We start from the raw sequence: 25,736 nt of genomic DNA on the forward strand, positions 1-25,736 counted from the left end.
CAAAGCTTAGTCAATTTCGGGCTTGGCGATGTCAGCGCTCTTGACCACACCATAGCGTGCCAGGGTCAGGCGGCGAGCCTCATCATGGTTGATGAGGGGCCAAGGGTAGTCCGTCCCCAAGCTCAAACCACAAGCTTGCAAGGCCAAGGGTTTGGCGGTCCAAGGTGCGTGAATCAGCTTAGGCGGCAGCTTGGCCAATTGCGGCAAATAGCGCTTGATGAATTTGCCCTCCGCGTCGAACTTCTCACTCTGGGTGACCGGGTTGAAGATACGGAAATAGGGCTGTGCGTCGCAACCGCTGGAGGATGCCCATTGCCAGCCGCCGTTATTGGCGGCGAGGTCGAAGTCCAGCAACTGCTGGGCGAAATAGGCCTCGCCACGGCGCCAATCAAGGCCCAAGTCCTTGATCAAAAAGCAGGCCGTCACCATGCGCAACCGGTTGTGCATATAGCCGCTTTGATTGAGCTGCAGCATCGCCGCATCGACCAGCGGATAGCCTGTCGCACCCGCGCACCAGGCCTCAAACAGACGATCCGCGTCCGGGCCAGTCTCCCACTGGATAGCGTCATAGGCCGGGCGGAAGGCGCTGCTCATCGCATGCGGATGGTGGTGCATGATCTGGTGATAAAAATCGCGCCAGATCAACTCGGACAGCCAGACTTCGGCACCATGCTGGCCCGCTTGCATGCGCTGCCAGGCTTCGCTCGCCAACTGCCGGATCGATACGGTGCCAAAGCGCAGGTGCACGCTGAGGTAACTGGGCCCTTTGACGGCAGGGAAATTGCGGCTGTCGTCATAACGATCAATGCGCTGCAAAAAGTCATCCAGCAGTTCTTGCGCACCGGCGCTGCCGCAACCCAGATGAGGGCTCAAATTGGACCGCTCAAAACCGATCTCCGCCAAGCTGGGCACGCCGTCTGCGAGCGCAGTGCTGGCCAATGCGTCGGCATATGGAGCCACAGGGTAGGCGCGCAAATAAAAGGGCTCCAGCTTGCGCAGCCAAGCGTTCTTATAGGGCGTGAACACGCTGTAGGGCTTGCCCACGGCCGTCAGCACCTCGCTGCGCTCGAAGATGACATGGTCCTTGAAGCTCTTGAAACAACAGCCAAAGCTCGCCAGGCGCTCGCACACCTGCGCGTCGCGGGCCAGCGCGGCGGGTTCATCATCATGGTTGCAGAACACCGCTTGAATCTGCAACTCGGCCGCCAGCTTCGGGATCAGGTCGATGGGGCGGCCCTGCCGGACGATCAAGCCGGCCCCGGGTTTGAGGCTGCGCAGGTCGCCATCCAGAGCAGCCAAGGCACGCCAGATGAACTCGACCCGGCGGTCCTGGCGCGGCAGCGGGTCCAGGATGTCGCTGTCGAGCACAAAGACACAGAACACTTGCTCGGCCGACTTCAGGGCGTGGTGCAAAGCAGCTTGATCGCTGGCGCGCAGGTCCCGCCTGAACCAGATCAGCGCGCGTTTGAATTTCTTTTCCATCGCACTAGTGTCGCCGCTTGCTTGCGGGCGAATAAAATGCCGCCATGTCACAAACCCGCATCGTTCTCACCAACCAGTTTTTGATCGCCATGCCCGGCATGCTTGATGAAGGCTTCAAAGGTGCCGTGATCTATATGTGCGAGCACAACGAGAACGGCGCCCTGGGTCTGGTCATCAACCGGCCGATGGCGATGACGCTGGGCAATCTATTCGAAAAAGTCGATCTGACCCCGCCCAAAGATGCGCTGGCCGACAGACCCGTTTTTTACGGCGGCCCGGTGCAACCGGAACGCGGCTTCGTCTTGCACGCGCCGCTGGACGCCGCCGGCAACCATTACAACGCCACCATGATCGTGCCCGGCGGCCTGGAGATGACCACCAGCCGCGATGTGCTCGAAGCCTTGTCCAACGGTGCCGGTCCCAAGCGGGTCTTCGTCACGCTGGGCTATAGCGGTTGGGCAGCGGGTCAGTTAGAGGAAGAAATCGGCCGCAATGGCTGGCTCACCGTCGAGGCGACGAAAGAGATCATTTTCGACACACCGGTTGAGCTGCGCTATGAACGCGCACTGGGTCTGCTCGGTGTCGATCCGCGCATGCTGAGCCAAGAGGCCGGCCACGCATGATCACATCGGCGAGCTCCGCGCAGTCCCTGCTGGCTTTCGACTTCGGCATCAAACGCGTCGGCGTCGCCAACGGCAGCCGCTTCACCGGCCGGGGCGAGCCGCTCAAGCACATTGCCATGGAGGGCGAGGCGCGTTTTTTGGCCATCGCCAAGCTGATCAAGGAATGGCAGCCCGATGCACTGGTGATTGGCGTGCCTTTTCATCCCGACGGTGCCGAGCATGAGATCACCCAGCGCGCGCGCCGCTTTGGCCGCCAGCTCAAAGGGCGCTTCAATTTGCCGGTGTTCGAGGTCGATGAGCGCTACACCAGCGTCGAGGCGGAGAGTTATGGCGTGCGTGATGTCGACTCCACCGCTGCCGCCCTGATTCTTGAACAATTTTTTAATGAAAACCCATGACTAGCCCCCAGCAAACCTTGTTTGCAGCCCCCCACGGGGGCTCCGTCCTTTCTTGGGGCGGTCCGGCGAAAGGACTTGTATGACGACCCCCACGCAAACCTTGTTTGCTGCCCCCCGAGAGGGCGCAGTCCTTTCTTGGGGCGGCCCGGCGAAAGGACTTTTATGACGACCCCCACGCAAACTTTGTTTGCTGCCCCCCGAGAGGGCGCAGTCCTTTCTTGGGGCGGCCCGGCGAAAGGACTTTTATGACGACCCCCACGCAAACTTTGTTTGCTGCCCCCCGAGAGGGCGCAGTCCTTTCTTGGGGCGGCCCGGCGAAAGGACTCGCATGAGCACCCTCCTACTTGATGCCGAGGCCATCTACGCCGATCTTTTGAAGGGCGTGCAAAAGTTGCTCAGGCCCGAGGCCGCGCTGGTGGGCATCTGGTCCGGCGGCGCCTGGCTGGCCGAGCGCTTGCAGGCCGATCTGGGCCTGCCCGGCAGTGCCGGCGTGATCTCCAGCTCGCTGCACCGCGACGACTTCGGTTCACGCGGCATGTCAGCCAGCGCAGACCATACCAAGCTGCCGTTTGACGTCAGCGCTAGGCACATCTTGCTGATCGACGATGTGCTGTTCACCGGTCGCACCACCCGCGCGGTGATCAACGAGCTGTTCGACTTTGGCCGCCCGGCTAGCGTGACGCTGGCGGTGTTGGTGGACCGAGGCGGGCGCGAGCTGCCGATCGAGCCGGCCTTCTCGGCCGCGCGCATCCATCTGGCCGCCGAGCAACGCGTGCGACTGGCCAAGAGTGCCGACGGCCGCTTCAGCTTCGACCTCAAAGGAGATTGACCGATGCTCAGCAAACGCAATCCGCAACTGAACAAACACGGCGAGCTGGTCCACCTGCTTTCCATCGAAGGTCTGCCGCAGGCCAATATCCAGCAAATTCTGGACACTGCCGGCAGCTTTCTCTCGGTCAATGACCGCGAGGTCAAGAAGGTGCCGCTGCTCCGCGGCAAGTCGGTATTCAATCTCTTCTTCGAGAACAGCACGCGTACCCGCACGACTTTTGAGATCGCCGCCAAGCGGCTGTCGGCCGATGTCTTGAATCTGGACATCGCACGCAGCTCCACGGCCAAGGGCGAGACCCTGCTCGACACCGTGGCCAATCTGTCGGCCATGCACGCGGATATGTTCGTCGTGCGCCACAGCGAGAGCGGCGCGCCCTACCTGATCGCCCAGCATTGCGCGCCGCATGTGCATGTGGTCAACGCCGGTGACGGCCGCCACGCGCACCCGACGCAGGGTCTGCTGGACATGTACACGATCCGGCATTTCAAAAAGGACTTCCGCAATCTGACGGTGGCCATCGTCGGCGACATCGTCCATTCGCGCGTGGCCCGCTCGGACATCCATGCGCTGAACATCCTCGGCGTGCCCGAGATTCGCGCTGTTGGCCCCAAGACCTTGGTGCCCGGCGATCTGCGGGAGATGGGCGTGAGGGTCTGTCACGATATGGCCGAGGGCGTGCGCGGCGCCGACGTGATCATCATGCTGCGCCTGCAAAACGAGCGCATGAACGGCGGCATGCTGCCCAGCGCCGGTGAGTTCTTCAAGAACTTCGGCCTGACGCCGGAGAAGCTGGCGCTGGCCAAGCCCGACGCGATCGTGATGCACCCGGGGCCAATCAACCGCGGCGTGGAAATCTCGTCCACGGTGGCCGACGGCGCACAAAGCGTGATCCTGCCGCAAGTGACCTTTGGTATCGCGGTGCGGATGGCCGTGATGTCTATCTTGGCTGGAAACGAAGCATGAAGATATTGATCAAGAACGGTCGATTGATCGACCCCGCCTCGGGCCTGGACCGCAGCGGCGATCTGGCGATTGCCAATGGCCGCATCGTGGGCTTGGGTGAGCCTAGCGACTTCGCCGCCGACCGCGTCATTGACGCGACAGGCCTGATCGTCGCACCCGGCCTAGTCGATCTGGCCGCACGCCTGCGCGAGCCCGGCCATGAGCACGAAGGCATGTTGGACAGCGAGCTGGCTGCAGCCGCGGCCGGTGGTGTCACCAGCCTGGTCTGCCCGCCCGACACCGAGCCGGTGCTCGACGAGCCCGGCCTGGTCGAGATGCTGAAGTTTCGCGCCCGCAAGCTCAGCCGCTGCCGCCTGTTTCCACTCGGCGCCTTGACGCAGGGCTTGGCGGGTCAGGCCTTGACCGAAATGGCCGAGCTGACCGAAGCCGGCTGCATCGGTTTCTCGCAGGCCGAAGTGCCGGTGCGCGACACCTTGGTGCTGGCACGCGCCCTGCTCTATGCGGCAACCTATGACTACCAGGTCTGGCTACGCCCGCAGGACGCTTACCTCGGCGGCGGAGTGGCGGCCAGTGGCGCGATGGCGACGCGCTTGGGCCTGAGCGGCGTGCCGGTGATGGCCGAGACGGTCGCGCTGCACACGATTTTCGAGCTGATGCGCTCGACCGGCGCGCGGGTTCATCTGTGCCGCATCTCCAGCGCGGCCGGCGTCGAGCTGGTGCGCGCCGCCAAGCGCGAGGGGCTGAAGCTGACCGCCGATGTGTCGATCAACTCGCTGCACCTGACCGATGTGGACATTGGTTATTTCAACCCCGCGATGCGGCTCACGCCGCCACTGCGCCAGGGCCGCGACCGCGACGCGCTGCGCGCCGGCCTGGCCGACGGCACGCTGGACGCCTTGGTCAGCGACCATATGCCGGTCACCGCCGACGAAAAGAACGTGCCGTTCGCCGAAGCCACACCGGGTGCGACCGGACTGGAATTGCTCTTAAGCCTGGCGCTGCGCTGGGCCGCCGACGAAGGCTTGCCCGTGGCGCGTGCGCTGGAGGTCGTCACCGCCAAGCCGGTGCAGGTTTTGGGCGTCGCCTTGGGGTCGCTGGGTGCCAGCGCCGGCCGCTTGGTGGTGGGCGGCGTCGCCGATGTCTGCGTGTTCGACCCGGCAGCCAGCTGGGCCGTCACACCAGAACTATTGAGCAGCCAGGGCAAGCACACACCGTTTGCGTTCGAGACCAGCGGTTTCGAGTTGCCGGCACGGGTGCGCTACACCTTGGTGGCCGGGCATATGGCGTTCGAATCCAGCCAAGAGGCGGCTAGCGCTTGATGAGAAATTTGCTGGCGGTCTATCGGTTCTTTCGTTTCAGTCTGCATGTGCTTTACGGCTTGGCGCTGATCAAGCTGCGCTTTGGCAGCTTGGATTTGGCGGCACGGCAGCTTCATATCAAACGCTGGTCCGGCAAGATGCTGGCCATTTTCGGGGTGCAACTCGAAGTGTCAGGTCTTGCCGGAAGACCTGGCGCCAAGCTTCTGGTCGCCAATCACATCTCCTGGCTGGATATCGCCGCCGTCCATGCTGTGCTGCCTGAAGCACGCTTTGTCTCCAAGGCCGACGTCAAACATTGGCCGGTGGTGGGCTTGCTGGTGGACGGCGTCGGCACGCTCTTCATCGAGCGCGCCAGCAAGCGCGACGCGCTGCGGGTCGTGCATCAGACGGCCGATGCTTTGAAGGCCGGCGACACGGTGGCGGTCTTCCCTGAGGGCACGACCAGTGCTGGGCCTGAGTTACTCCCCTTTCACGGCAATCTGCTGCAAGCGGCGATCTCGACCGAGACGCCGATTCAGCCCCTGGTCTTGCGCTGGTTCGAGCCGGGCGAGCGTTTCAGCTCCTCCGCCCGTTTCATTGGCGACACCACCCTGGTGCAAAGCCTTTGGAGCGTGTTGACCGCCAAGGGCTTGAGCGTCAAAGTGGAAGTGTTGCCGGCAATGGCGACGGCACATGCCGACCGGCGCTTGCTGGCCGAACATGTGCGGGATGCAATTCAACAAGCCTTGGATCGAAGCTGAGCCCGCATTGACTGAAGCGACTCACTCGCTTCGCTCGACGATGCGACGGCCACCGTCCACATAGCGCTGTTGCAAGTCGTCCAGGCTCTCGGCCATGCGCTGCGCAACTTCCGCCGCCAGATGACGGCCATGATGCGTCAGCGTCGCCTGAGCCAGCTTGATGATGCGTGAATTCAAACTGCGCCCGGCCAGCTCCAGCAAGGCCTCCAAGGTGCGTTGATGCTGTTTGCTGACCAGATGCGTCATCGCGTCGCGTGCGGCTTCATTGATGCCCGCCGCCGCATTGCGCACCACCGTTTCCAGTGAAGGGAGTTGCCCTGCGGCCATTTCCAGCAAGCGAGTGCGAGGCTTGGAGATGGCAAAGCGCTGCGCCGCCAATTCGGCCCAACGCATCGCACCGGGCACGCGTTGATTGCGGGCGCAACGAGACAAGAGCTGCAAAAGATTGCAGGCCATCTCGAACGTGAATTCAGCTTGGTCGAGTTGCGCAGCCATTTGCCCCAGCGCAGCCAATGCCGCCTCTTGGCGGCGCAAGAGCAAACTCATTGCCGTCTCCAAGGCCACGGACAGCAATTGCAGACGAAAGCTGTAGGCTGGGTAACGGGCAATGGCGTCCTGCAGGCATTTTTGTGCGCGGTCGCAGCCGTCCTCGTCGCCAATATCCAGGCAAGCAATACCAAGCGCCACCACGCCTTGAAAGTCGAGCGCGCGCGAATGCAAGCCAATCGTCAGCGCCGCACCCAAATTTCTGGCCGCACTCTCACTGTCACCGACGAAAAGCTGCAAGGAGCCCAGCTTTTGCAGCCGCGCCACGTTGCCGGGCGTGATCTGCACGGCCTTGGCCAGCATCTCGACGGCGGGCTCAAACTTCATCTCTTCCAGCAAGGCCCGCCCATAGACATCGTAGGCATCCACATAGGCCGGGTTGTCGGCCAGCAGGGTTTCCAGCGTGCGGCAGGCGGTCGCTGAGTCCGCATTGGCGAGCTCGATTTTTGCCAGCCCTAAGCGCGCCCAGGGCACCGCCTTGGTCGCCAGCAAGGCCTCGAACATACGTTTGGCAGCGTCGATTTGACCCAGGCGCAAATACAGCTCGGAGCCGATTCGTGCGGCATACACACGGTAGGTGGCGCTGGCCGCGAACATGGCCTCGCACAGGCTGGCAGCCTGCCCGAATTCGCCGGCATCGATGGCCTCGAAAACCTCCCGCAGCGCATGTTTGCGCTCAAGAATCACCCGCAATCGCTCATCGAATTGGCGCGCATTGAAGGGCTTGAGCAGGTAGTCATCGAGCGCGCCCTCGACGGCGTCGGCCACATGCTGATAGCGCGCCTCATCGGTCACCATGATGAAGGCGGTTTGCATCGGCAGGCCGCGCGCTTGGCGCAGCTCATCGAGCAAGTCCTGGCCGGTCAAATCATGCGAGCTTTGCGGCGTGAAATGGAAGTCGGTGATGATGATGTCATACGCAGGTGAGGCGTTCTTGATCATGCTGCGCGCGGCTTCCGGCCGACGCGCGGAATGCACGGTCGGCACCCCCATATCGCGCAGCATATTGCTGAGCACCGAGCGCGAAAGCTCGCCCTCATCAATGATCAAGGCCCTCATCCGACTTGGATCGAGGCCGCCGGACAAGCCGCGCAGCCGTTTGTGCTCCAACATCCCACCCCTTCGATTACGCCTCGCGACACAGCCGCTAGCGTAACCCTTGTTGCAGCGCTTGCATGCTTGGGCGGGTCAGCAATCGCTCATTCGCGGCGGATTCGGCCCGACGCGATTTGCGTCACCACTTCCGGGTTTTCGCTCAGCAACTCGACCATGGCATCGATATCCACACCGACACTGACCCGCTCGGTGCCTTGGCGCAGCACGCTCTGCCCATCGCCCCCTTCGGCCATGAAGTTATTCACCACCAAACGGTACTTGCGTTGATCATTCAGCGGCTGCCCACCTACGCTGACTGCGCCGAGTTTCGCTTGTCCGTCGGCGCCCACGCTGTATTGGTAACGCAGGCTGCCCGAGACCTGCAAAAGCCGCGGCGACGCATCGTCCTTCGGTAGTTGACGCTGCAAGAGCTCGCGCAGCTGCGCGCCGCTGATCGTCATTACTACCAATTCGTTCGCGAAGGGCTGGATCGCAAACAAATCACTCATGGTGACCGGCCGGCCAGGCTCGACCGTCAAATCTGCGCGGATGCCGCCGGTATTCATCAAGGCCAGATCGGCGGACCCGCGCTTCTTGGCGTAAGCCAGTTGGGAATCAGCGATCAAATTACCCAGCGTTGAGTCCCCAAAAGGCGCTTGCACGCTGCGCTGCGCGCCTTGCTTCAACTCAGCCACCGGCTTGTTGCGCACCGCCGCCGTCAACGCGGCCGCGCGCTGCACCAAGGCGACAAAAGCCGGGTTGGGCGTGTAGGCGGACTGCAAAACCGGGTGATTCACCGACTGCGCATCGAGCACTTTGCCACTGGCATCCAGCGTCAGTCGGCTCTCTGTCACCCAGCCGCCATAACTTCCCGCCTGCACGAGCAGGCGGCCATTGATCTTGCAGGTATAGGCCTGATGGGTGTGGCCGCTGATGATGATGGCGTAGGCGGGGTCGAGCCGGCGAGCAATGTCTACACCCCGCCCTTGCAGGCCCGGGCATTCGTAGCTGGGATCATTGGCGCCGCCGGAATGACTCGCACCTTCATGCATCACCGCGACCAATACTTGTGCACCTTCGGCCCGCAATTGGGGCAGCAAGGCGTTGAGCGTGTCCGCCTCGTCCGCAAAACGCAGGCCGACGATGGACTTCGGGATCACGACCATAGGCGTATCGCGCGTGACCGCACCGACAAACGCGACCTTGAAGCCGGCCACTTCCTTGATGATGTGGGTCGCCAAAATCGGCTTGCCGGTCTGCGCATCCAACATATTGGCCGCCAGGTAGGGGAAGCCCGGGCCTTTGTAATCGGGCCAGGCACAGCCAAGCGCGGGGCACTCGCCATTGGCCTTGCGCTTGAGTTCCATCAGGCCTGCGTCCAACTCATGATTGCCCAAAGCACTGGCGACCAGATCGAGTTCGCCCAAAGCGGCCAGGCTGGGCTCATCTTTGAGCAAGGACGAATAGAGCGGCGAGGCGCCGATCAAGTCACCCGCTGCGACAAAGACGGCGTGCGCTCGCCCGGCACGCAGCTTGCTCATCGCCGCCGCCAGATAGGCGATGCCGCCGGCCGCTTGCGCCTTGATCTCCCCGGTCTGCGCATCGGGCAAGCGCGGCATCAAGGGCGTCGGTGACTTGGCTTGGATATGACCGTGGAAGTCATTGATCGAGAAGATGCTCAACTCGCGCGGGGCGGATTTTGCGTCCACCGGTGTCGCTTGCTCAACCTGCCCAGCCAGCATGGGCCGTGCGGTGGAGCATGCCGCCAGCACCGTGGCGACCAGCGCGGTGGCCAGCATATTCAAAGCCGCCTTCGGCCGGGCGCTTGAAGTTCGAGCCCAAAGATGCGCAAGGCGAAGGGAATAAGTGGACGGCATCACGACAGGCTCCAAAAAACGAAATTTGCACCCTGAGCAAGTTCAGGGCGGCGGATCTTAACGCCGGGATCGGTCGCCGCCCGGGTCGGGCGCGACCGGGCCGGCGCACGCGTCATGTCGCGGCAACGCGACAAAATCCAAGTCAATCCACAACTGTCACACAGCATGCACATTTGAATTGCAAACTGCCGCCCTGCTTTTGGGAATTTTGGCTTTTCGTGCTTGCTGCGCCGATGAGCTGCTGCCCACTCTAGCATCTGCTCTCAGAGCAGCCTGCCTGGCTCCATGCATCCATTTAGACTTGCCCGCCCAATTGCGAAAGAAACAGCAAAGCAGGCATAAAAATTGCGCAAGTCGAATGGCGCAAACGTTTACTGGATCGACAAATCGACTTTTCGTTGAAATTGCCCGGGGCTGCAGGCTCTTGCACAAGAGCGGCATTTTGGCAAGACGTGCTTTCTTCAATGTGGCGATAGCGCGCATTTACGCAGCAAGTAGAGGTTTGCGCTAAACGTTTGCGCGCTTCTTCGATGTACATTTTTGTTAACGGTTTTTTTCGCATTTTTGCGTTTTTTTGAGGAGTTTTCACGATGAGCAATAGGTCCTGGTCGGAGTTTTCAAGGACGGCGATTTGCGCTGCCATTTCAACGATTGCCATCGTGGCAACGGCGCCCGCTTTGGCGCAAAACACGACTTCAGCAATCAGCGGCCGCATCACCACAGCCGAGGGTAAACCCGTCGCTGGCGCAAACGTTGTCGTCACGCACCAGGAATCTGGCTCTGTCAACAATTTGCTCACCGACGCCGACGGCCGCTACTCGGTGCGTGGCTTGCGCGTGGGTGGCCCCTACACCATCACCGTGATCAAAGGCGAGGACAAGGCAATCCGCGAAGCGGTCTATTTGCAACTGGCCGAAAACCAGGCCATCGACCTGACGCTGGGCGCCCAGCAACTGAGCACCGTGGTGATCGCCGGCACAGCGGCTTCGAGCCGCTTCAACTCGGCCTCCATGGGTGCAGGCACCAGCATCGGCCGCAAAGAGCTGGAAGCGCAAGCCTCGATCGCGCGCAATTTGCAAGACTACGCCCGCGCCGACCCACGCGTGGCACAGACCGATAAAGAGCGCGGCGAAATATCGGCCCTGGGCCAGAACACCCGTTTCAACTCGCTGACCATCGACGGTGTGCGCACCAACGACACCTTCGGCCTCGAAGCCAACAATATGCCGACGGCCAAGCAGCCGATCTCGATCGATGCGATCCAGGCGGTGCAGGTCAACATCTCTAACTACGATGTCACCCAGCAGGGTTACACCGGCGCCAACATCAATGCGGTGACCAAGTCCGGCACCAATGAATTCAAGGGCAGCGTCTACTACGTTTACCGTGATGACAATATGGCCGGCCAGCGCTACAACCGCGTCCGGGACACCTTCTTCGACCCGCCAAGCTTCAAGGAAGATACCAAGGGCTTCACTTTGGGCGGCCCCATCATCAAGGACACGCTGTTCTTCTTCGGCAGCTATGAGGAGCTGAAGAGCACTCGCGCCGCGCCGGCCTATGGCCCGGTCGGCAGTGCCATGACCAATGTGGGCATCACGCCCGCGCAAATCGCTGCGGCCCAGAAGGTCGCCAAGGACAAATACGGCATCGATATCGGCAGCTCCGACATCCCGGCCGGCACCGAGTTGGCAGTCAAGGACTATCTGCTGAAGCTGGACTGGAACATCAACGCCCAGCACCGCGCCAACTTGCGCTATGCCAAGACCGAGCAGGCCGAGCCGACCTTTGCCGGCTTCGGCTCGACGGCACTGTCAATGAGCAGCTACTGGTGGAGCCAGAAGAAGGAGATCGAAACCGTCGTCGGACAATGGTTCGCCGACTGGACGCCGGACTTCTCGACCGAGTTCAAGCTGTCCAACCGCAAGTACGACAGCACGCCGACCAATAACGCCAATCTTCCGCAGATCGCACTGGTCTACCCGGGCGATCCAAAGGCCGGCGGCATCTACCAAAACGACCGCACGCTGTTCTTCGGCACCGAGAACAGCCGTCATTTCAACGAGTTGCACACCAAGACGCTGGACGCCTATCTGGCCGGCAACTGGATCAAGGGCGAACATGAGATGAAGTTCGGCGGCGACTACTCGTCCAACGACACTTTTAACGCCTTCTTGCAAAACACCAAGGGCACTTACAGCTTCCGTGGCACCGACCCGGCCGCTTTGTGGAGCGCCGGTGTGCCCTCGTCCTACAGCGTGCAGTTGCCTTTGAACGGCAACACAATCGACAGCGGCGCGGCCAACTGGTCGCTGCAAAACATCGGCCTGTTCGCGCAAGACACCTGGACGGTCAGCGATCAGCTGACCGTCACCGGCGGCGTGCGCTTGGACATGGCCAAGACCGGCGACAGCCCCCTGTTCAATCAAGCGGCGCTGACAAAGTTTGGCTATGACAACCGCCAGACCATTGATGGGCAAACCTTGTTCCAACCCCGCGTTGGCTTTAACTATGCCTTTGCCGGCCTGGAGAAGAAGAAGGCACAACTGCGCGGCGGCTTCGGTTTGTTCCAAGGTGCGGCGGCCAATGTCTGGCTGTCCAACCCCTTCTCGAACACCGGTATGGCGACGGCCAGCTTCAGCTGCGGCGCGACCACCGTTGCTTGCAACACGGTCAAGTTCAATGCGGACCCGGCCAAGCAGCAAGAGATCACCGGTGTACCACCGGCAGCCAATATCGACTTCATCTCCAGCGAGCTGAAGCAGCCTTCGGTCTGGAAAATGAATCTGGCCCTGGACACCGAGCTGCCATGGGCTGGCCTGGTGGCAGGCGCCGAATGGCTGCACACCAAGACGCAAGATGCCATTTTCTACAAGCATCTGAATCTGGGCGCACCAAGTGCCGTCAAGGGTGTCGACGGCCGCGAGCTGTACTACGACGCCAAGGGCTTGAGCACTGGCTGCTGGACGGCCGGTGGTTCCACCGTGACGACCGGTTGCGGCGCCAATTCCAAGGCTTTGCGTGACACCAAGTGGGGCAATGTCTTGCTGGCCGATCGCACATCGCAAGGCGGCGGCGACGCTCTGACCTTGAGCTTGTCGCAGCAAAATCTGGGCTGGGGCTGGCAAGCCGCTTACACCCGCACCAACGCCAAGGAAGTCAGCCCGCTGACCTCCTCGACCTCGGGTTCCAACTATTCCAACCGTGCGGTCTTCAACCCGAACGAGGAAGTCAACTCGACCTCTTCATCCTTGATCAAAGACCGTTTCAACGGCTCGCTGAACTGGTCGCAGGCCCTGGTCGGCAAGTACCGCACGACCTTCGGCGTTTTCTATGAAGGTCGTGCCGGCAAGCCCTACAGCTGGACCTTCAAGAACGATATGAACGGTGATGGCTACAGCGGCAATGACCTGATGTACATCCCCAAGGCTCCAGGTTCGGGTGAGGTGCTGTTCCGCCTGCCTGGCCAAACCGTGGCCGCGTCCGGCGCTGCCGCCGAAGCCAAGTTCTGGGAAGTCGTGGACGGCAACTCGGACCTCAGCTCGGCCAAGGGTGGCGTGATCGGCCGCAATACGGCCAAGTCCAAGTTCGCCAATACCTTTGACTTGCGCCTGAGCCAAGAAGTGCCCGGCTTCTTCGGCAACCAGAAGGGTGTGTTCACCGTCGACATGCTGAACTTCGGCAATTTGCTGAACAAGAACTGGGGCCATATCGACGAAATCCCGTTCACTGCCGGTGGCGGCGCAGGCGGCAATCGTCGCGGCTTCGTCAACTTCGCCGGCATGGAAAACGGTAAGTATGTCTACAGCGTCGTTGGGGCCGATGACTACGAAACCCGTCAGACCAAGGGCGAGTCGCAGTGGGCGGTTCAAGTCACGCTGCGCTACGAGTTCTGAGGTCGCGCCCAAGTACCGGGAGGTACTTGGGGCTACCGAAGGCCTAGGCGCGATTCAAGCGACGGGGCTGAGCTCGCACACAAATGCCGGAAGGCATTTGTGGCTAGCGAAGGAAGCCGCAGGACTGACGACCTTCGAACAGAGACCGCCCCGGTGGCTGGCAGCAAAAAAAGGCCCCTCGTGGGGCCTTTTTTTTTACGGCAACATGTTTGTGGGTAGGTCTGTGTCCCCACCGAAACCCACTAGCGCCCCAGCAAAACCCGATCGAACTTCGGGACACGGAAATCGACCGGCATCGCATCGACGGTGCTGAGCTGAACACTCATGATGTATTCCCCTTCGACTGCCCGGCCATTGAGCTCTTGTGGCTCAAAGACCCATTTCTCCAGCGAGGATTTAGCAAAACGGCGCACCGAATCCGGCATCCCGGGCAAGGCCTCCACCTGGATAGCCGAGCAGACACCGGTGATGCCGACCGTGCAGATGGCCCTGACCTGCCCCTCCCAGCCGCCGACCCTGCCGATGTCATCGGGATAGCTTGCAAAATAGCGCTGCAGCGGCAGCGGTTCCACATTCAAACTTTGAATTTTGACGGTGGCACCGGCCTCATTCGGGCTGATTAACATCTCCAGTCGCACACCGGTCCGGAAGGTCGCCGGACTTCTGCCCTCAAATTGAGGCGGAATACGGGCATTTACAAAGCGCGACTTGATGCCTTGTAGGAACTGCGGCGGCAAGGTCTCTTCATCCAAGACATTGAATTCACGGGCCCTGCCGTCAACATCGAACAAAACCGTGGCCATGACGGTGACCGGATAGGGTTCCTTGCTAGGTTCTCCCGACCAGACCGGCACGGCCAGCAAAGTCAACAACAAGGGCAAGCCGCGGCGGACAGAATTCAGGCGAATTTTCATGGTCTATTTATCAACATGGAGCGGTGCGGCGGGCCATCAACGCTGATCGTTTAGCGCTGGATATCGCCCAGACACAAATATTTGATCTCCACATAGTCATCCACACCCTGGTGCGCGCCCTCGCGGCCCAAGCCGCTTTGCTTGACACCGCCAAAGGGCACTTCGGCCGTGGCGATCAGGCCGGTGTTGATACCGACCATGCCGTACTCCAAGGCCTCGCCGACGCGGAAAACGCGGCCGATATCGCGGCTGTAGAAATAGCTGGCCAGACCGAACTCGGTGTTATTCGCCAAGGCGATCACCTCGGCTTCGGTCGTGAACTTGAACACCGGCGCCACCGGGCCGAAGGTTTCTTCACGCGAGCACAACATCGCCGGCGTGACGTCGGCGAGCAGGGTCGGCTCAAAGAATTGCGCCCCCTGTGTGACCGAGCGCTGCCCGCCGGCCACCAAGCGAGCGCCCAGCGCCAGCGCGTCGGCCACATGGGACTCAACCTTGGCCATTGCCGCCTCATCGATCAAGGGGCCGACATTGACGCCGGCCTCGAAGCCATTGCCCAGCTTCAAGCCGCCCACCTTGGCGGCCAGTTTCTCGATGAAAGCGTCATACACGCCAGCCTGCACGTAGAAGCGATTGGCGCAGACGCAGGTCTGGCCGGCATTGCGGTATTTGCTGGCGATGGCACCCTCGACCGCGCTGTCCAGATCGGCGTCATCGAACACGATGAAGGGCGCATTGCCGCCCAACTCCAGGGACAGCTTCTTGACCGTCTGCGCACATTGGCGGGCCAGAATGCGGCCGACCTCGGTCGAGCCGGTGAAGGACAAATGCCGCACCACATCGCTGTCGCACAGCACATGACCGATGGCCACAGAGTTGTCGGCATCGGCCGTCAGCACATTCAAGACCCCGGCAGGCATGCCGGCGCGCTGCGCCAACTCGGCCACGGCCAGCGCCGACAGCGGCGTTGCCTCGGCCGGCTTGATCACCACCGTGCATCCTGCGGCCAAGGCCGGCGCCACTTTGCGCGTGATCATCGCGACGGGAAAGTTCCAGGGCGTGATCGCCGCGCAAACCCCCATCGCCTGCTTGATGACGAGGTAGCGTTTGTTGTTGTCGGTGGTCGGGATGGTCTCGCCGTAGATGCGCTTGCCTTCCTCGGCAAACCATTCGATGAAGCTGGCGCCGTAGACCACCTCGCCGCGCGCTTCGGCCAGCGGCTTGCCTTGCTCGGCCGTCATGATGCGGGCCAGGTCATCGGCATGCTTGATCAGCAATTGCTGCCAACGCATCAGGATGGCGCCGCGCTCCTTGGCCGTCTTGGCGCGCCAAGGGCCCAGTGCATTGTTGGCGGCTGAAATCGCGGCTTCGGCCTCCGCCCCGCCAAGATTGGCCACCTCGGCCAGCAAAGCACCGGTGGCCGGGTCGGTGACGGCGAACTGGGCACTGCCGGCGACCCATTCGCCATTGATCAGCGCCTGCGTGCGCAAAAGGCTGGCGTCATCCAGGCTGGCCAGCGGGGAAGTCGTGTTGCTTGTCATCTGTTCATCTCCAACTTGAGTCCGCACTCTAACCGCTCTTCAAGCTCGCGCTGTCTCAGCGAAGCCACCCCCCGCCCTTATAATCAAAAGCTCCAAAAATCAAGCATTTACTGCACTCACCCGTGCAGTCACAGCAGAAAGCCCCCGGGAATGAAAGCAGCAGAAATCCGTTCGACCTTTCTGAAGTTCTTCGAGAGCAAGGGTCACCAGATCGTCGCCTCCAGCCCGGTCGTGCCCGGCGATGATCCGACGCTGCTGTTCACCAACGCCGGCATGAACCAGTTCAAGGACGTGTTCCTGGGCTTCGACAAGCGCGCCTACAGCCGCGCCACCACCAGCCAGAAGTGCATCCGCGCCGGCGGCAAGCACAACGACCTCGATAACGTCGGCTACACCGCCCGCCACCACACCTTCTTCGAGATGCTGGGCAACTTCAGCTTCGGCGACTATTTCAAGGAAGACGCGATCGCTTTTGCGTGGGAGTTGCTGACCGAGCACTTCCACCTGCCGGCCGAAAAGCTTTGGGTGACGGTCTACGCCGAGGACGACGAGGCCTACGAGATTTGGAACAAGAAGGTCGGCATCCCGGCCGAGCGCATCGTGCGCATCGGCGACAACAAGGGCGGCCGCTACCTGAGCGACAACTTCTGGATGATGGGCGACACCGGCCCTTGCGGCCCTTGCACCGAAATCTTCTTCGACCATGGCCCCGAAGTGGCCGGCGGCCCTCCCGGCAGCCCGGACGAAAACGGCGACCGCTATATCGAGATCTGGAACAACGTCTTCATGCAGTTCAACCGCACCGAAGACGGCGTGATGCACAAGCTGCCCAAGCCCTCGGTCGACACCGGCATGGGCCTGGAGCGCTTGGCGGCGGTGTTGCAACATGTGCACTCGAACTATTCGATCGACACCTTCTCCGCACTGCTCGAAGCGGCCAAGAAGGCCGTGGACGAAGCAGGTGCCTTGGACTGCGACAAAGACAGCGCCTCGCTGAAGGTCATCGCCGACCATATTCGCGCCTGCTCCTTCACCATCGTCGACGGCATCATCCCGGGCAATGAAGGTCGCGGTTATGTGCTGCGCCGCATTGCACGGCGCGCCATCCGCCACGGCTACAAGCTCGGCGCCCGCACCACCTTCTTCCACAAGATCGTGGGCGAGTTGGTCAACCAGATGGGCGACGCTTACCCCGAGTTGCGTCAGGCGCAGGCCCGCGTGACCGAAGTGTTACGCCAGGAAGAAGAGCGCTTCTTCCAGACCATTGCCAATGGCATGGAGATTCTGGAAGCTGCCCTGACACCGGGCCTCAAGCAACTCGACGGCGAGCTGGCCTTCAAGTTGCACGACACCTTCGGCTTCCCCGTTGACCTGACCGCCGATGTCTGCAGAGAGCGCGACGTCACGGTGGACCAGGCCGGCTTTGACGCCGCGATGGCACGCCAGCGCACACAGGCTCGCGCGGCCGGCAAGTTCAAGATGGCGCAAGGCCTCGCCTATGCCGGTGTGCCGACGGCCTTCCACGGCTACGAGCACCTGGTCTGCGAGACGTCAAAGGTGACGGCGGTCTATATCGACGGCGTCAGCGTGCCCGCAGCCAAGGCCGGCGACGACGCGGTCGTTGTGCTGGATCACACGCCTTTTTATGCCGAGAGCGGCGGCCAGGCTGGTGACGCGGGCGAGCTGCGCAACCCGACGAGCCGCTTCGCCGTGGAAGACACGCTGAAGATCCAGGCCGATGTGTTCGGCCACCATGGCCGGGTGCTCGAAGGCACGGTCACGGTCGGTGATGTGTTCACCGCCAAGGTTGACGCCGACTTGCGAGTGAAGAGCGTGCGCAACCACAGCGCCACCCACCTGATGCACAAGGCCTTGCGCGAAGTGCTGGGCAGCCACGTGCAGCAAAAAGGCTCGCTGGTGAATGCCGAGCGCACCCGCTTTGACTTTGCGCACAACTCGCCCGTGACGGCTGAGGAGATCGCCAAGATCGAAGCCATCGTCAACGCCGAGGTGCTGGCCAATGCTGCGGCCAGCGCCGAAGTGATGGCGCTGGACGACGCGCAGAAGAGTGGTGCCATGATGCTGTTCGGCGAGAAGTACGGCGAGACCGTGCGTGTGTTGACGATTGGCAGCTCGAAGGAACTCTGCGGTGGCACGCATGTCAAGGCCAGCGGCGACATCGGTCTGTTCAAGATCGTCAGCGAAGGCGGCGTCGCCGCCGGCGTGCGCCGGATTGAAGCTGTCACCGGCGACAATGCGCTGGCTTATTGCCAGGAACTGGAAAACACCGTCGGCCGCGCCGCGCAGGCCTTGAAGACCGCGCCGGCCGAGTTGGAAACGCGCCTGCACGCTGTGCTGGATCAGGTCAAATCGCTGGAGAAAGACCTCGCCGCCGCCAAGAGCCGCTTGGCCTCGGCACAGAGCAATGAATTGCTGAGCCAAGCCGTGGACGTTCAAGGCGTGAAAGTGCTGACGGCGACCTTGAGCGGCGCCGACGCCAAGACCTTGCGCGAAACCATCGACAAGTTGCGCGACAAGATGCAGTCGGCCGTGATCGTGCTGGGCGCGGTCGATGGCGACAAGGTCAACTTGGCGGCCGGCGTCACGGCCGACCACATGGCCAAAGGCTTCAAGGCCGGCGAGCTGGTCAATTTTGTCGCCCAGCAGTGCGGCGGCAAGGGTGGCGGCAAGGCCGATCTGGCGATGGCCGGCGGCACACAGCCGAGTGCCTTAGCGGCCGCATTGGCCAGCGTCAGCACCTGGGTAGCTGGCAAACTCTGATTTAAGTACCATGCATCTGACAAGGGCCCTCGGGAACTACCCCAAGGGCCCTTTTTCTACTTCGTTGTTTTTCCCTTTTCAGGAGTCCGCCATGAGCGACACCACCACGATTGACCACGCCAACGCCGAACGCCTGGCTGCCCTCTTGCAAATGTTGGCCGCCAACACGCCGGAAGACGAGGACGCGGTGCCGATCGACACGCTGGACGGCTACCTGACCGCCTTGATCGTCGGCCCAACCGACGCCGGCCCACTGGAGGCGATGGACGCCTTGTTCGGCGACGACTGGGCCGATGAGCTCGACGAGCAAGACGTCACCGAAGAGTTCATGACCGTGCTGCATGAGCGTTGGAACGAGATCACGCTGAGCCTGGAGCCGGTCGCACTCGGCGCCGACCCGGAAGCGATGATGATCGAGCCGCTGATCACCGAGTTTGACGAAGCCACCAAGGCCGGTCTGCTGAGCCAGGGCGTGCTGACGGCCGAGCAAATCGAGCAGTTGCCTCCGAACGGCCTGATGTGGGTCGAAGGCTTTATGCAGGCGGTTGAGGACAATGAGGCCGACTGGTATGTGTTCGACGAAGACAGCGACGATGGCCAGATGCTGGACGCCATGCTGATGGGCGTGGCGGCAGTGGCGATGCCTCCGGGCGATCAACTCGAAGCCTATATCGACGAGCAATACGACGAAGACGAAGAGGTCGACCAGGACGTCTTGCTCGACGACGCGCTGTTCTCAGTGCAAGACTTGCGCACCTTCTGGCTGCAGCAAAAGCTGGCGCAACAAGCGCCAAACTTGGCTTCCTAAGCGGCCATCTATAGCTTGCCGCTGCAGTTCGCAGCGCCGCAGCGGCAGCTGAGCCGCCCCTCATGGTGGCTTTCACCGTAATGGCAAGTTAGTTCTTCACCGGCTGCGATATCTCGCAGCGCATAAAACTCGACCCGCCCCTGGCTGATGCGCAGCACGGCATTCGGTGCACAGCAATGGTTGATATTGCGCAGCGCGGTGAGCGAGTCGGTCGCATCGACTGCGCGGGTTTCCGACACTTCGACGATATGGATGCGCGCCCTTCCCCTGGCGCGCCGCCGCGCTTCGCGTACCGAGATCGATTCACCGCGCAACTCGCCAATCTTGCGCCGCGCGGGAATTGCCTCCTCGGCAAACACGCCCAGCCCATCGATCGGGCTTGCAGCCACCCGCAAAGCAAAGCGCTCGGCTGGCTGCAACTCGCGTTTTTTGGGCTTGGCGAATGCCAGCGATGCGTCGGGCTGAGCCGTTGGGTCAACTGGGCAGAGGACTGGGCTGAGGACTGGGCTGAGGATAGGACTGAGTCTGGGCATGATGGGGTGATTGTCGTTGGCGCGCCGCAAATTTCAATAGCGCTTGACCGAGCCTCGCCAGGGCCTGCATACTGAGCCGATGCAAGCCCTTCAAGCATCTCTAACTTCAATCATCAGCGCGCTGATGTGCGCGGCGCTGGGCGGTCTATTTATGGCCCCTCAGCAGCCCGAGCTCGGTCAGCAGCGGCAGACCTAAGTTCCAGAGATCAGAAAAATTCCCCTTCCAAAAGCCCGCTGCCTCAGCGGGCTTTTTTGTTTTATGCGTCCCTTCTCACCATCTGCCATCAAACCAGGAGAACTCCCATGCAGATCACCATCCGCCGCGCCCAAGTCAGCGATGCCGCAGCCTTCGCCGAGATGATGGCTCACCCCGAGGTGTTCTCGGGTCTGCTGCAAAACCCGTTTCCTAGCGAAGAACAATGGCGTCAGCGCCTGCAGGAAGGTGCCGCGCCAGGCAAGGCTGATTTACACCTTGTGGCGATCAACGAAGAAGGCCGACTGCTGGGCAGCTCCGGCCTGCACGCAGCCGGTGCCGCCTTGCGCCGCCGCCATGTAGCGAGCCTGGGCGTGAGCATTGCGCAATCAGCACAGGGTCAGGGTGTGGGTACCGCCCTGCTGGCGGCACTGCTGGACTATGCGGACAACTGGGCACAGGTCTTGCGCGTCGAGTTGACGGTCTACGCGGACAACGCCCGCGCAATCAAGCTCTATGAGAAATTCGGCTTCGAGCCTGAGGGCCGCATGAAGGGCTATGCGCTGCGGGCCGGCGCTTATGTGGACACTCTGGCGATGGCCCGCTTGCACCCGAAGCCGCCGAGCTGGAACTGAAAGGCTCAAACGTAGAGCGGACCAAGCCGACTCAGATCGGATGGAATTGCGCCCGTTTGCTCTCTGGCACGCGCAAGAGTACGACTTGCTTCTCGCCTTGCTGGCTCTCGCTTTGCCCCTGCACCACCACACGTGGCAATTGCTCTGCCACAACGCGGTGCTGGGGCATCGCGCTGAGGCGCTTGCCGGTGATCACCAAACGAGCGAGCTTGACGACTTCGCTGGCCTCGGCCGGCGTGCTTGGCAGCAGACTTGAGCCAAGCACCGCAAGAGTGAGGCACAAGGTCGAGGCGAGCAAGCGGCCCTTTTTTTTGCAGTCCTCTTTGCTGAACAACATCTGCGAACTCCCCGCCCCCCAAGGGGGCAATATTTGTGATCGGAGTATCGCGAGATCGTCACGCGCCCTCCAGCGCTGAGTGACGAACTGCAGTTTTCAGCGCTCCAAGCGCAGCGCCGTGGGGTGAGAGTCAGCTTGCATCAGTTCCGCGTCGTCCATTCAGGCGTACTTCAGCGCGCCCGACTTGCCCCAGAACACCCGGTAGGCGAATACCGTGTAAATCAGAATGGCCGGCACCGTTGCGGCCACGCCCCAGAGAATGAACTGCAGGGACTTGGGCGCGGCCGCCGCCTGCCAGACCGTCAACTGGTCGATCAGCACATAGGGATAAAGGCTGTAGGCCAGGCCCAAGAAGCTCATCAGCATCACCACCACCATCAGCGCAAATGGCAGCCAGCACAGCTTGCCCAGCACCCGGTGTGAGTTCAAGAGCGCCCGCAAGGCCAGCAAGGCCAGCGCGGTCGACAAGGGAATGGGCAGCAGCGCGATCAGCTCCGGCATCCGGAACCAGCGCTCACTGACGGTCTGGCTCAGCAATGGCGTCGTGATGGACACCAAGGCCAGGCCCAGCACCACCGCCGGCCAAGCCAGCTTGGCGCGCCGCACTGCCAGAGCCTGCAAGCTGCCCTCGCCCTTCATGATCAACCAGGCCGCACCCAGCAAGGCATAGGCGGCAGCCAGCGCCAGCGCGATCAAAAGGGCAAACAAGGTGTAGCCCCAGCCCTGCGCAAAGCCGGTGATATAGCGTGCCAGCATCCAGCCTTGCGACAGCGCAGCGAGCGCGGATCCGGCCATGAAGGCGCGGTTCCACAGCGGCTGCCAGCGCGTCTGCGCCTTGACGCGGAAGTCAAACGCCACACCGCGCAGCGTCAGACCCAAAAGCATCAGCGCCACCGGCAAATAGAGCGCCTGCAGGATCACGCCATGCGCCTTGGGGAAGGCGACCAGCAAGATGCCCACGCCCAGCACCAGCCAGGTTTCATTCGCGTCCCAGAACGGGCCGATCGAGGCCACCATCTGGTCTTTGTGCTCGCCGCTGGCGCCCAGCATCAAGAGCCCGACACCGAGGTCATAACCATCCAGCACCACATACACCAGCAGCGCCAGCCCCATCAGACCCAGGAAGACCAGCGGCATCCAGCCATCGGCACTCATCAGCGCCGCGTTCATGCTGCGCTCCCGGCGAGCTTGGGCTCCGCTTGCGGCACAGGCTCGCTTTTCTCGGCCATGTACTTGATCACCGACACATAGGCAATGATCAACGCCAGGTAGAGGGTGATGTAGCCGGCCAGGGTGGCGGCGATCATCGGTGCCGGCGTGGCGGAGGCCACATCGGCGGTACGCAACAAGCCGTAAACGATGAAGGGTTGGCGGCCGATTTCGGTCACATACCAGCCGGCAATCGTGGCCAGCCAGCCGGAGAAAGTCATCCAGGACAGGCCGATCAATAAAGCTCGGGGTAGGCTTTCAGCAGCCCAATGCCGGTGCCGGAACAGCCACAAGCCGCCCCAGCTGAAGGCCAGCATCAAGAGCCCCGTGCCGACCATGATGCGAAAGCCAAAGAACAAGGGCGCGACGGGAGGATGGGCTCCTTTGAACTCATCCAAGCCCTTGATCTCACCGTCGGCATGATGCGTCAGCACCAGGCTGGCTAGCTTGGGGATGCCGATCTCGAAATCATTGCTGCGCGTCTTGGCGTTCGGCCAGGCGAATAGCAGCAGCGGCGCGCCGCGTTCGGTCTGCCAGACCCCTTCCATCGCCGCGATCTTGGCCGGCTGGTATTTCAAGGTGTTGAGCCCATGCATATCGCCGACCAGGATCTGCAGCGGGATCAGCACGGCAGCCAGCGTCAGGCCGACCCGCAATACCCGCGCCGTGTGTGGCTGCACCTTGCCCTTGAGCAGCTGCCAGGCGCTGACGCCGGCCAGCAAAAAGCTGACCGTCAAGCCCGAGGCCAGCAATTTATGCGTCAAACGGTAGGGGAAGGACGGATTGAAGACCACCGCCCACCAATCCACGGCATGGAACTCGCCGTTGATGATCTCGAAGCCTTGCGGCGTGTGCATCCAGGAATTCAGACTCAAGATCCAGAAGGCGCTCAGCGTGGTGCCGAAGGCCACCATCACCGTGGCAGCCAGGTGCACGCGTTCGCTGACCCGGCCATGGCCGAACAGCATCACACCCAGGAAGCTGGCTTCCAAAAAGAAGGCCGTCAGCACCTCATAGCCCAGCAGGGGGCCGGCGATATTGCCGGCCTTCTCCATAAAGCCAGGCCAGTTGGTGCCGAACTGAAAGCTCATCGTGATGCCGCTGACCACACCCAGGGCAAAGCTCAAGGCAAAAACCTTGGTCCAAAAGCGGTAAGCACTCAACCAAGCTGCCTCATGTGTGAGCAACCAGCGCGCGCGGAAGAACAGCAACACCCAGGCCAGGGCGATGTTGATGGTGGGGAACAGAATATGAAAAGTAATATTGGCGGCAAACTGCATGCGGGCCAGAACGATTGCGTCCATCTCATTCACCTTCAGCTTGATTTGACCGGCCACTGACCGCACGCCCCATTCGCCCAATTCGCCCGGGCAGCTCCAGCATCTTTTGCACCTTGGAGCCCATCTTCATCAGCTGGCCCAGGGTCTGCGAGTCCATCTTCTGGATGTCATCAAACCAGGTCGTCATCAGCTCGATCAGGTCGTGCATGCCGCGCATGCGCTCCTGCGCCACGCGGTCTTCTTCGCAAGTGGGCGTCTCCAGCAAGGCATTGCGCAGCATCGACAGCGTCGGCTCGATCTCGCGTCGGCGCCGCTCTTCAGCCAGCGTGCGGAAAATCTCCCAGGCGTCGCTGGGCGCTTCGAAATACTCGCGCCTGTCGCCGCTCAGGTGGCGCAGCTTGACCAAGCGCCAGGCCTGCAACTCCTTCAAACCCATGGACACATTAGAGCGACTGAACTCCAGGCCTTCGGCGATGTCATCGGCGTTGAGGGCCTGCGGCGAAACGAAAATCAAAGCGTAGATTTGGCCCACCGTACGGTTGATGCCCCAGCGGCTACCCATCTCGCCAAAGTGAGCGACAAAGCTGCGGACCAGCGGACTCATTGCATTCATCAATCAAACTCCTTGCCTGGCATTGCCAGACATTGCCCGACCTTGCTTTGGCGCAAACAAAAGCGACAGCGCTTTTGACTTGGCGCAAGTTTATCCAATTTTCAGTAATTACTGAAAATTCAGCAAAAACAATAAACAGGGCATGGGGATTGCCGATCGACTCAAGCACGTCTGCACAACGGAGGTGCCCCATGAGCAGGATCAATAATCGCGCCCATGCGCAATTTCCAAACATCTTTTCCGAAGCTTGGCCGGGGCGTACTCCTGGCCACGCTGCTGACCCTTGCCGCCGGCGCTGCGCGGGCCGAGCCAGTGCAGATCCCAAGTCTTGATCAGCACGGCGGCCAACCCTTGGCCTTGCTCGGCCACTGGTTCCCAGTCAAGGCCTCGCCCAAGCCCGCGCCCGCCGTCTTGCTGCTGCATGGCTGCGGCGGCCCTTACGACAAAAAAGGCGCTCTGTCCGAGCGCCTGCTGAATTACGTCAGCGTGCTCAACGCCGAAGGCTGGCATGCCTTGGTGCTGGACTCGCTGACGCCACGCGGCGAAAAAGAGTTGTGCACGCAGAAAATCGGCACGCGCGCCGTCACCATGACCGAGCGCCGCCGCGACACGTTTGGCGCACTGCAATGGCTCGCGGACCGCCCCGAGGTGGACGCCCAGCGCTTGGCGCTGCTGGGCTGGTCCAATGGCGGCAGCACCGTTTTGGCCAGCAGCAACACCCTGCATCCCGAGGTCAAAGCGGCGACACAAGATGCACCGAAGCCGCGCGCAGCCGTGGCTTTCTATCCGGGCTGCGAGGCCGATTTGAAGCGCGGCTATTCGCCCAGCGCGCCGCTGCTGATTCTGAGCGGCGGCAGCGATGACTGGACCGCGGCCGCCCCTTGCGAGGCCTTGGCCAAAGCGTCCGAATCGCGAGGCGAGACGCCCCCGCAGCTCAAGGTCTACCCCGGCGCCTTCCATGGTTTTGACTCCTTGGCCCCGGTACGCCTGCGCGCCGATGTACCCAACGGCGTCAAGCCCGGCACCGGCGTGCATGTCGGCGGCCAAGCCGCTGCGCGTGAGGCCTCGCGGCAAGACCTGTTGAGTTTTTTACGCGAGCATTTGAATTGATAAGCCCCGTC

General features: G+C 61.9%; 22 protein-coding genes. 11 read left to right on the forward strand and 11 right to left on the reverse strand.

What is annotated here, in order from left to right; translation table 11 throughout:
- Positions 1-6: 6 nt before the first annotated feature.
- Positions 7-1,482 carry a cryptochrome/photolyase family protein gene (locus tag LNV09_RS12970; RefSeq protein ID WP_263557486.1) on the reverse strand — a complete coding sequence of 492 codons (1,476 nt, stop codon included), beginning with the start codon at positions 1,480-1,482 and terminating at the stop codon, positions 7-9.
- A gap of 44 nt (positions 1,483-1,526) precedes the next feature.
- Here LNV09_RS12970 and LNV09_RS12975 point away from each other — a divergent pair, with 44 nt between their 5' ends.
- The 6 genes from LNV09_RS12975 to LNV09_RS13000 all read left to right on the forward strand — a co-directional run bounded on the left by LNV09_RS12975 (position 1,527) and on the right by LNV09_RS13000 (position 6,357).
- Positions 1,527-2,105, forward strand: a complete 579-nt coding sequence (locus tag LNV09_RS12975) for a YqgE/AlgH family protein (protein WP_263557487.1) — start codon at positions 1,527-1,529, stop codon at positions 2,103-2,105.
- Positions 2,102-2,503 (forward strand): Holliday junction resolvase RuvX, encoded by a 402-nt coding sequence (gene ruvX / locus LNV09_RS12980; RefSeq protein WP_263557488.1) that lies wholly within the window; start codon positions 2,102-2,104, stop codon positions 2,501-2,503. Before LNV09_RS12975 ends, ruvX begins: the two co-directional genes overlap by 4 nt.
- A 328-nt stretch (positions 2,504-2,831) precedes the next feature.
- Entirely contained in the window at positions 2,832-3,332 is a 501-nt protein-coding gene (pyrR, locus tag LNV09_RS12985; protein ID WP_263557489.1) for a bifunctional pyr operon transcriptional regulator/uracil phosphoribosyltransferase PyrR, read from the forward strand.
- Between the two features lie 3 nt (positions 3,333-3,335).
- On the forward strand, positions 3,336-4,298 hold the full coding sequence (locus tag LNV09_RS12990) for an aspartate carbamoyltransferase catalytic subunit (RefSeq protein ID WP_263557490.1): 963 nt from the start codon (positions 3,336-3,338) through the stop codon (positions 4,296-4,298).
- Positions 4,295-5,617 (forward strand): dihydroorotase, encoded by a 1,323-nt coding sequence (locus LNV09_RS12995; RefSeq protein WP_263557491.1) that lies wholly within the window; start codon positions 4,295-4,297, stop codon positions 5,615-5,617. Before LNV09_RS12990 ends, LNV09_RS12995 begins: the two co-directional genes overlap by 4 nt.
- Complete coding sequence (locus LNV09_RS13000; RefSeq protein WP_263557492.1) at positions 5,617-6,357, forward strand: lysophospholipid acyltransferase family protein; 741 nt, start codon at positions 5,617-5,619, stop codon at positions 6,355-6,357. Before LNV09_RS12995 ends, LNV09_RS13000 begins: the two co-directional genes overlap by 1 nt.
- A 21-nt stretch (positions 6,358-6,378) precedes the next feature.
- Here the strand turns inward: LNV09_RS13000 and LNV09_RS13005 are convergent, their stop codons facing one another.
- The 3 genes from LNV09_RS13005 to LNV09_RS13015 all read right to left on the reverse strand — a co-directional run bounded on the left by LNV09_RS13005 (position 6,379) and on the right by LNV09_RS13015 (position 10,638).
- Positions 6,379-8,016: a response regulator gene (locus tag LNV09_RS13005; protein WP_263557493.1), complete on the reverse strand. Its 1,638-nt coding sequence runs from the start codon at positions 8,014-8,016 to the stop codon at positions 6,379-6,381.
- 86 nt (positions 8,017-8,102) lie between these two features.
- Positions 8,103-9,797 carry a bifunctional metallophosphatase/5'-nucleotidase gene (locus tag LNV09_RS13010; protein WP_263557494.1) on the reverse strand — a complete coding sequence of 565 codons (1,695 nt, stop codon included), beginning with the start codon at positions 9,795-9,797 and terminating at the stop codon, positions 8,103-8,105.
- A 373-nt stretch (positions 9,798-10,170) separates the two neighbouring features.
- Positions 10,171-10,638, reverse strand: coding sequence for a hypothetical protein (locus LNV09_RS13015; protein WP_263557553.1), 468 nt, complete (start codon positions 10,636-10,638; stop codon positions 10,171-10,173).
- Here LNV09_RS13015 and LNV09_RS13020 point away from each other — a divergent pair.
- Positions 10,535-13,771, forward strand: coding sequence for a TonB-dependent receptor (locus LNV09_RS13020; RefSeq protein ID WP_263557495.1), 3,237 nt, complete (start codon positions 10,535-10,537; stop codon positions 13,769-13,771). The genes LNV09_RS13015 and LNV09_RS13020 overlap by 104 nt on opposite strands.
- A 242-nt stretch (positions 13,772-14,013) precedes the next feature.
- On the opposite strand, the gene LNV09_RS13025 is transcribed toward LNV09_RS13020, so the two are convergent.
- Positions 14,014-14,685 carry an energy transducer TonB gene (locus tag LNV09_RS13025; RefSeq protein WP_263557496.1) on the reverse strand — a complete coding sequence of 224 codons (672 nt, stop codon included), beginning with the start codon at positions 14,683-14,685 and terminating at the stop codon, positions 14,014-14,016.
- A 50-nt stretch (positions 14,686-14,735) separates the two neighbouring features.
- Entirely contained in the window at positions 14,736-16,226 is a 1,491-nt protein-coding gene (locus tag LNV09_RS13030) for an NAD-dependent succinate-semialdehyde dehydrogenase (protein WP_263557497.1), read from the reverse strand.
- Between the two features lie 150 nt (positions 16,227-16,376).
- Between LNV09_RS13030 and alaS the strand changes: the two genes are divergently transcribed.
- A complete protein-coding gene (gene alaS, locus LNV09_RS13035; protein ID WP_263557498.1) occupies positions 16,377-19,007 on the forward strand; it encodes an alanine--tRNA ligase in 2,631 nt (876 codons plus the stop codon).
- Between the two features lie 91 nt (positions 19,008-19,098).
- Positions 19,099-19,815, forward strand: a complete 717-nt coding sequence (locus LNV09_RS13040; protein WP_263557499.1) for a UPF0149 family protein — start codon at positions 19,099-19,101, stop codon at positions 19,813-19,815.
- 8 nt (positions 19,816-19,823) lie between these two features.
- Here the strand turns inward: LNV09_RS13040 and LNV09_RS13045 are convergent, their stop codons facing one another.
- Positions 19,824-20,348 carry an SET domain-containing protein gene (locus LNV09_RS13045; RefSeq protein ID WP_263557500.1) on the reverse strand — a complete coding sequence of 175 codons (525 nt, stop codon included), beginning with the start codon at positions 20,346-20,348 and terminating at the stop codon, positions 19,824-19,826.
- 303 nt (positions 20,349-20,651) lie between these two features.
- Between LNV09_RS13045 and LNV09_RS13050 the strand changes: the two genes are divergently transcribed.
- Entirely contained in the window at positions 20,652-21,176 is a 525-nt protein-coding gene (locus LNV09_RS13050) for a GNAT family N-acetyltransferase (protein WP_263557501.1), read from the forward strand.
- Between the two features lie 31 nt (positions 21,177-21,207).
- On the opposite strand, the gene LNV09_RS13055 is transcribed toward LNV09_RS13050, so the two are convergent.
- From LNV09_RS13055 to LNV09_RS13070, 4 genes are all read right to left on the reverse strand, one after another.
- A complete protein-coding gene (locus LNV09_RS13055) occupies positions 21,208-21,513 on the reverse strand; it encodes a hypothetical protein (protein ID WP_263557502.1) in 306 nt (101 codons plus the stop codon).
- Between the two features lie 159 nt (positions 21,514-21,672).
- Entirely contained in the window at positions 21,673-22,683 is a 1,011-nt protein-coding gene (locus LNV09_RS13060; protein ID WP_263557503.1) for a cytochrome d ubiquinol oxidase subunit II, read from the reverse strand.
- Positions 22,680-24,026, reverse strand: coding sequence for a cytochrome ubiquinol oxidase subunit I (locus LNV09_RS13065; protein ID WP_263557504.1), 1,347 nt, complete (start codon positions 24,024-24,026; stop codon positions 22,680-22,682). Before LNV09_RS13065 ends, LNV09_RS13060 begins: the two co-directional genes overlap by 4 nt.
- Before the next feature lies 1 nt (position 24,027).
- Positions 24,028-24,615: a GbsR/MarR family transcriptional regulator gene (locus tag LNV09_RS13070; RefSeq protein ID WP_263557505.1), complete on the reverse strand. Its 588-nt coding sequence runs from the start codon at positions 24,613-24,615 to the stop codon at positions 24,028-24,030.
- 216 nt (positions 24,616-24,831) lie between these two features.
- Here LNV09_RS13070 and LNV09_RS13075 point away from each other — a divergent pair, with 216 nt between their 5' ends.
- Positions 24,832-25,725 (forward strand): dienelactone hydrolase family protein, encoded by an 894-nt coding sequence (locus LNV09_RS13075; RefSeq protein WP_263557506.1) that lies wholly within the window; start codon positions 24,832-24,834, stop codon positions 25,723-25,725.
- Positions 25,726-25,736: the final 11 nt, after the last annotated feature.

The organism is Paucibacter sp. B2R-40 (genome assembly GCF_025717555.1).
In the GTDB taxonomy this organism is placed as follows: domain Bacteria; phylum Pseudomonadota; class Gammaproteobacteria; order Burkholderiales; family Burkholderiaceae_C; genus Paucibacter_A.

Excerpts from the sequence above, each read along its gene's own strand:
- LNV09_RS12970 (WP_263557486.1), bottom strand. The coding sequence starts at position 1,482 with ATGGAAAAGAAATTCAAACGCGCGCTGATCTGGTTCAGGCGGGACCTG.
- ruvX (WP_263557488.1), top strand. The coding sequence starts at position 2,102 with ATGATCACATCGGCGAGCTCCGCGCAGTCCCTGCTGGCTTTCGACTTC.
- LNV09_RS13010 (WP_263557494.1), bottom strand. The coding sequence starts at position 9,797 with ATGCTGGCCACCGCGCTGGTCGCCACGGTGCTGGCGGCATGCTCCACC.
- LNV09_RS13065 (WP_263557504.1), bottom strand. The coding sequence starts at position 24,026 with ATGGACGCAATCGTTCTGGCCCGCATGCAGTTTGCCGCCAATATTACT.
- LNV09_RS13005 (WP_263557493.1), bottom strand. The coding sequence starts at position 8,016 with ATGTTGGAGCACAAACGGCTGCGCGGCTTGTCCGGCGGCCTCGATCCA.
- pyrR (WP_263557489.1), top strand. The coding sequence starts at position 2,832 with ATGAGCACCCTCCTACTTGATGCCGAGGCCATCTACGCCGATCTTTTG.
- LNV09_RS13070 (WP_263557505.1), bottom strand. The coding sequence starts at position 24,615 with ATGAATGCAATGAGTCCGCTGGTCCGCAGCTTTGTCGCTCACTTTGGC.
- LNV09_RS13030 (WP_263557497.1), bottom strand. The coding sequence starts at position 16,226 with ATGACAAGCAACACGACTTCCCCGCTGGCCAGCCTGGATGACGCCAGC.
- LNV09_RS13075 (WP_263557506.1), top strand. The coding sequence starts at position 24,832 with ATGCGCAATTTCCAAACATCTTTTCCGAAGCTTGGCCGGGGCGTACTC.
- LNV09_RS13055 (WP_263557502.1), bottom strand. The coding sequence starts at position 21,513 with ATGTTGTTCAGCAAAGAGGACTGCAAAAAAAAGGGCCGCTTGCTCGCC.
- LNV09_RS13040 (WP_263557499.1), top strand. The coding sequence starts at position 19,099 with ATGAGCGACACCACCACGATTGACCACGCCAACGCCGAACGCCTGGCT.
- LNV09_RS13060 (WP_263557503.1), bottom strand. The coding sequence starts at position 22,683 with ATGAACGCGGCGCTGATGAGTGCCGATGGCTGGATGCCGCTGGTCTTC.
- LNV09_RS13050 (WP_263557501.1), top strand. The coding sequence starts at position 20,652 with ATGCAGATCACCATCCGCCGCGCCCAAGTCAGCGATGCCGCAGCCTTC.
- LNV09_RS12990 (WP_263557490.1), top strand. The coding sequence starts at position 3,336 with ATGCTCAGCAAACGCAATCCGCAACTGAACAAACACGGCGAGCTGGTC.
- LNV09_RS13025 (WP_263557496.1), bottom strand. The coding sequence starts at position 14,685 with ATGAAAATTCGCCTGAATTCTGTCCGCCGCGGCTTGCCCTTGTTGTTG.
- LNV09_RS13000 (WP_263557492.1), top strand. The coding sequence starts at position 5,617 with ATGAGAAATTTGCTGGCGGTCTATCGGTTCTTTCGTTTCAGTCTGCAT.
- LNV09_RS12995 (WP_263557491.1), top strand. The coding sequence starts at position 4,295 with ATGAAGATATTGATCAAGAACGGTCGATTGATCGACCCCGCCTCGGGC.
- alaS (WP_263557498.1), top strand. The coding sequence starts at position 16,377 with ATGAAAGCAGCAGAAATCCGTTCGACCTTTCTGAAGTTCTTCGAGAGC.
- LNV09_RS12975 (WP_263557487.1), top strand. The coding sequence starts at position 1,527 with ATGTCACAAACCCGCATCGTTCTCACCAACCAGTTTTTGATCGCCATG.
- LNV09_RS13045 (WP_263557500.1), bottom strand. The coding sequence starts at position 20,348 with ATGCCCAGACTCAGTCCTATCCTCAGCCCAGTCCTCAGCCCAGTCCTC.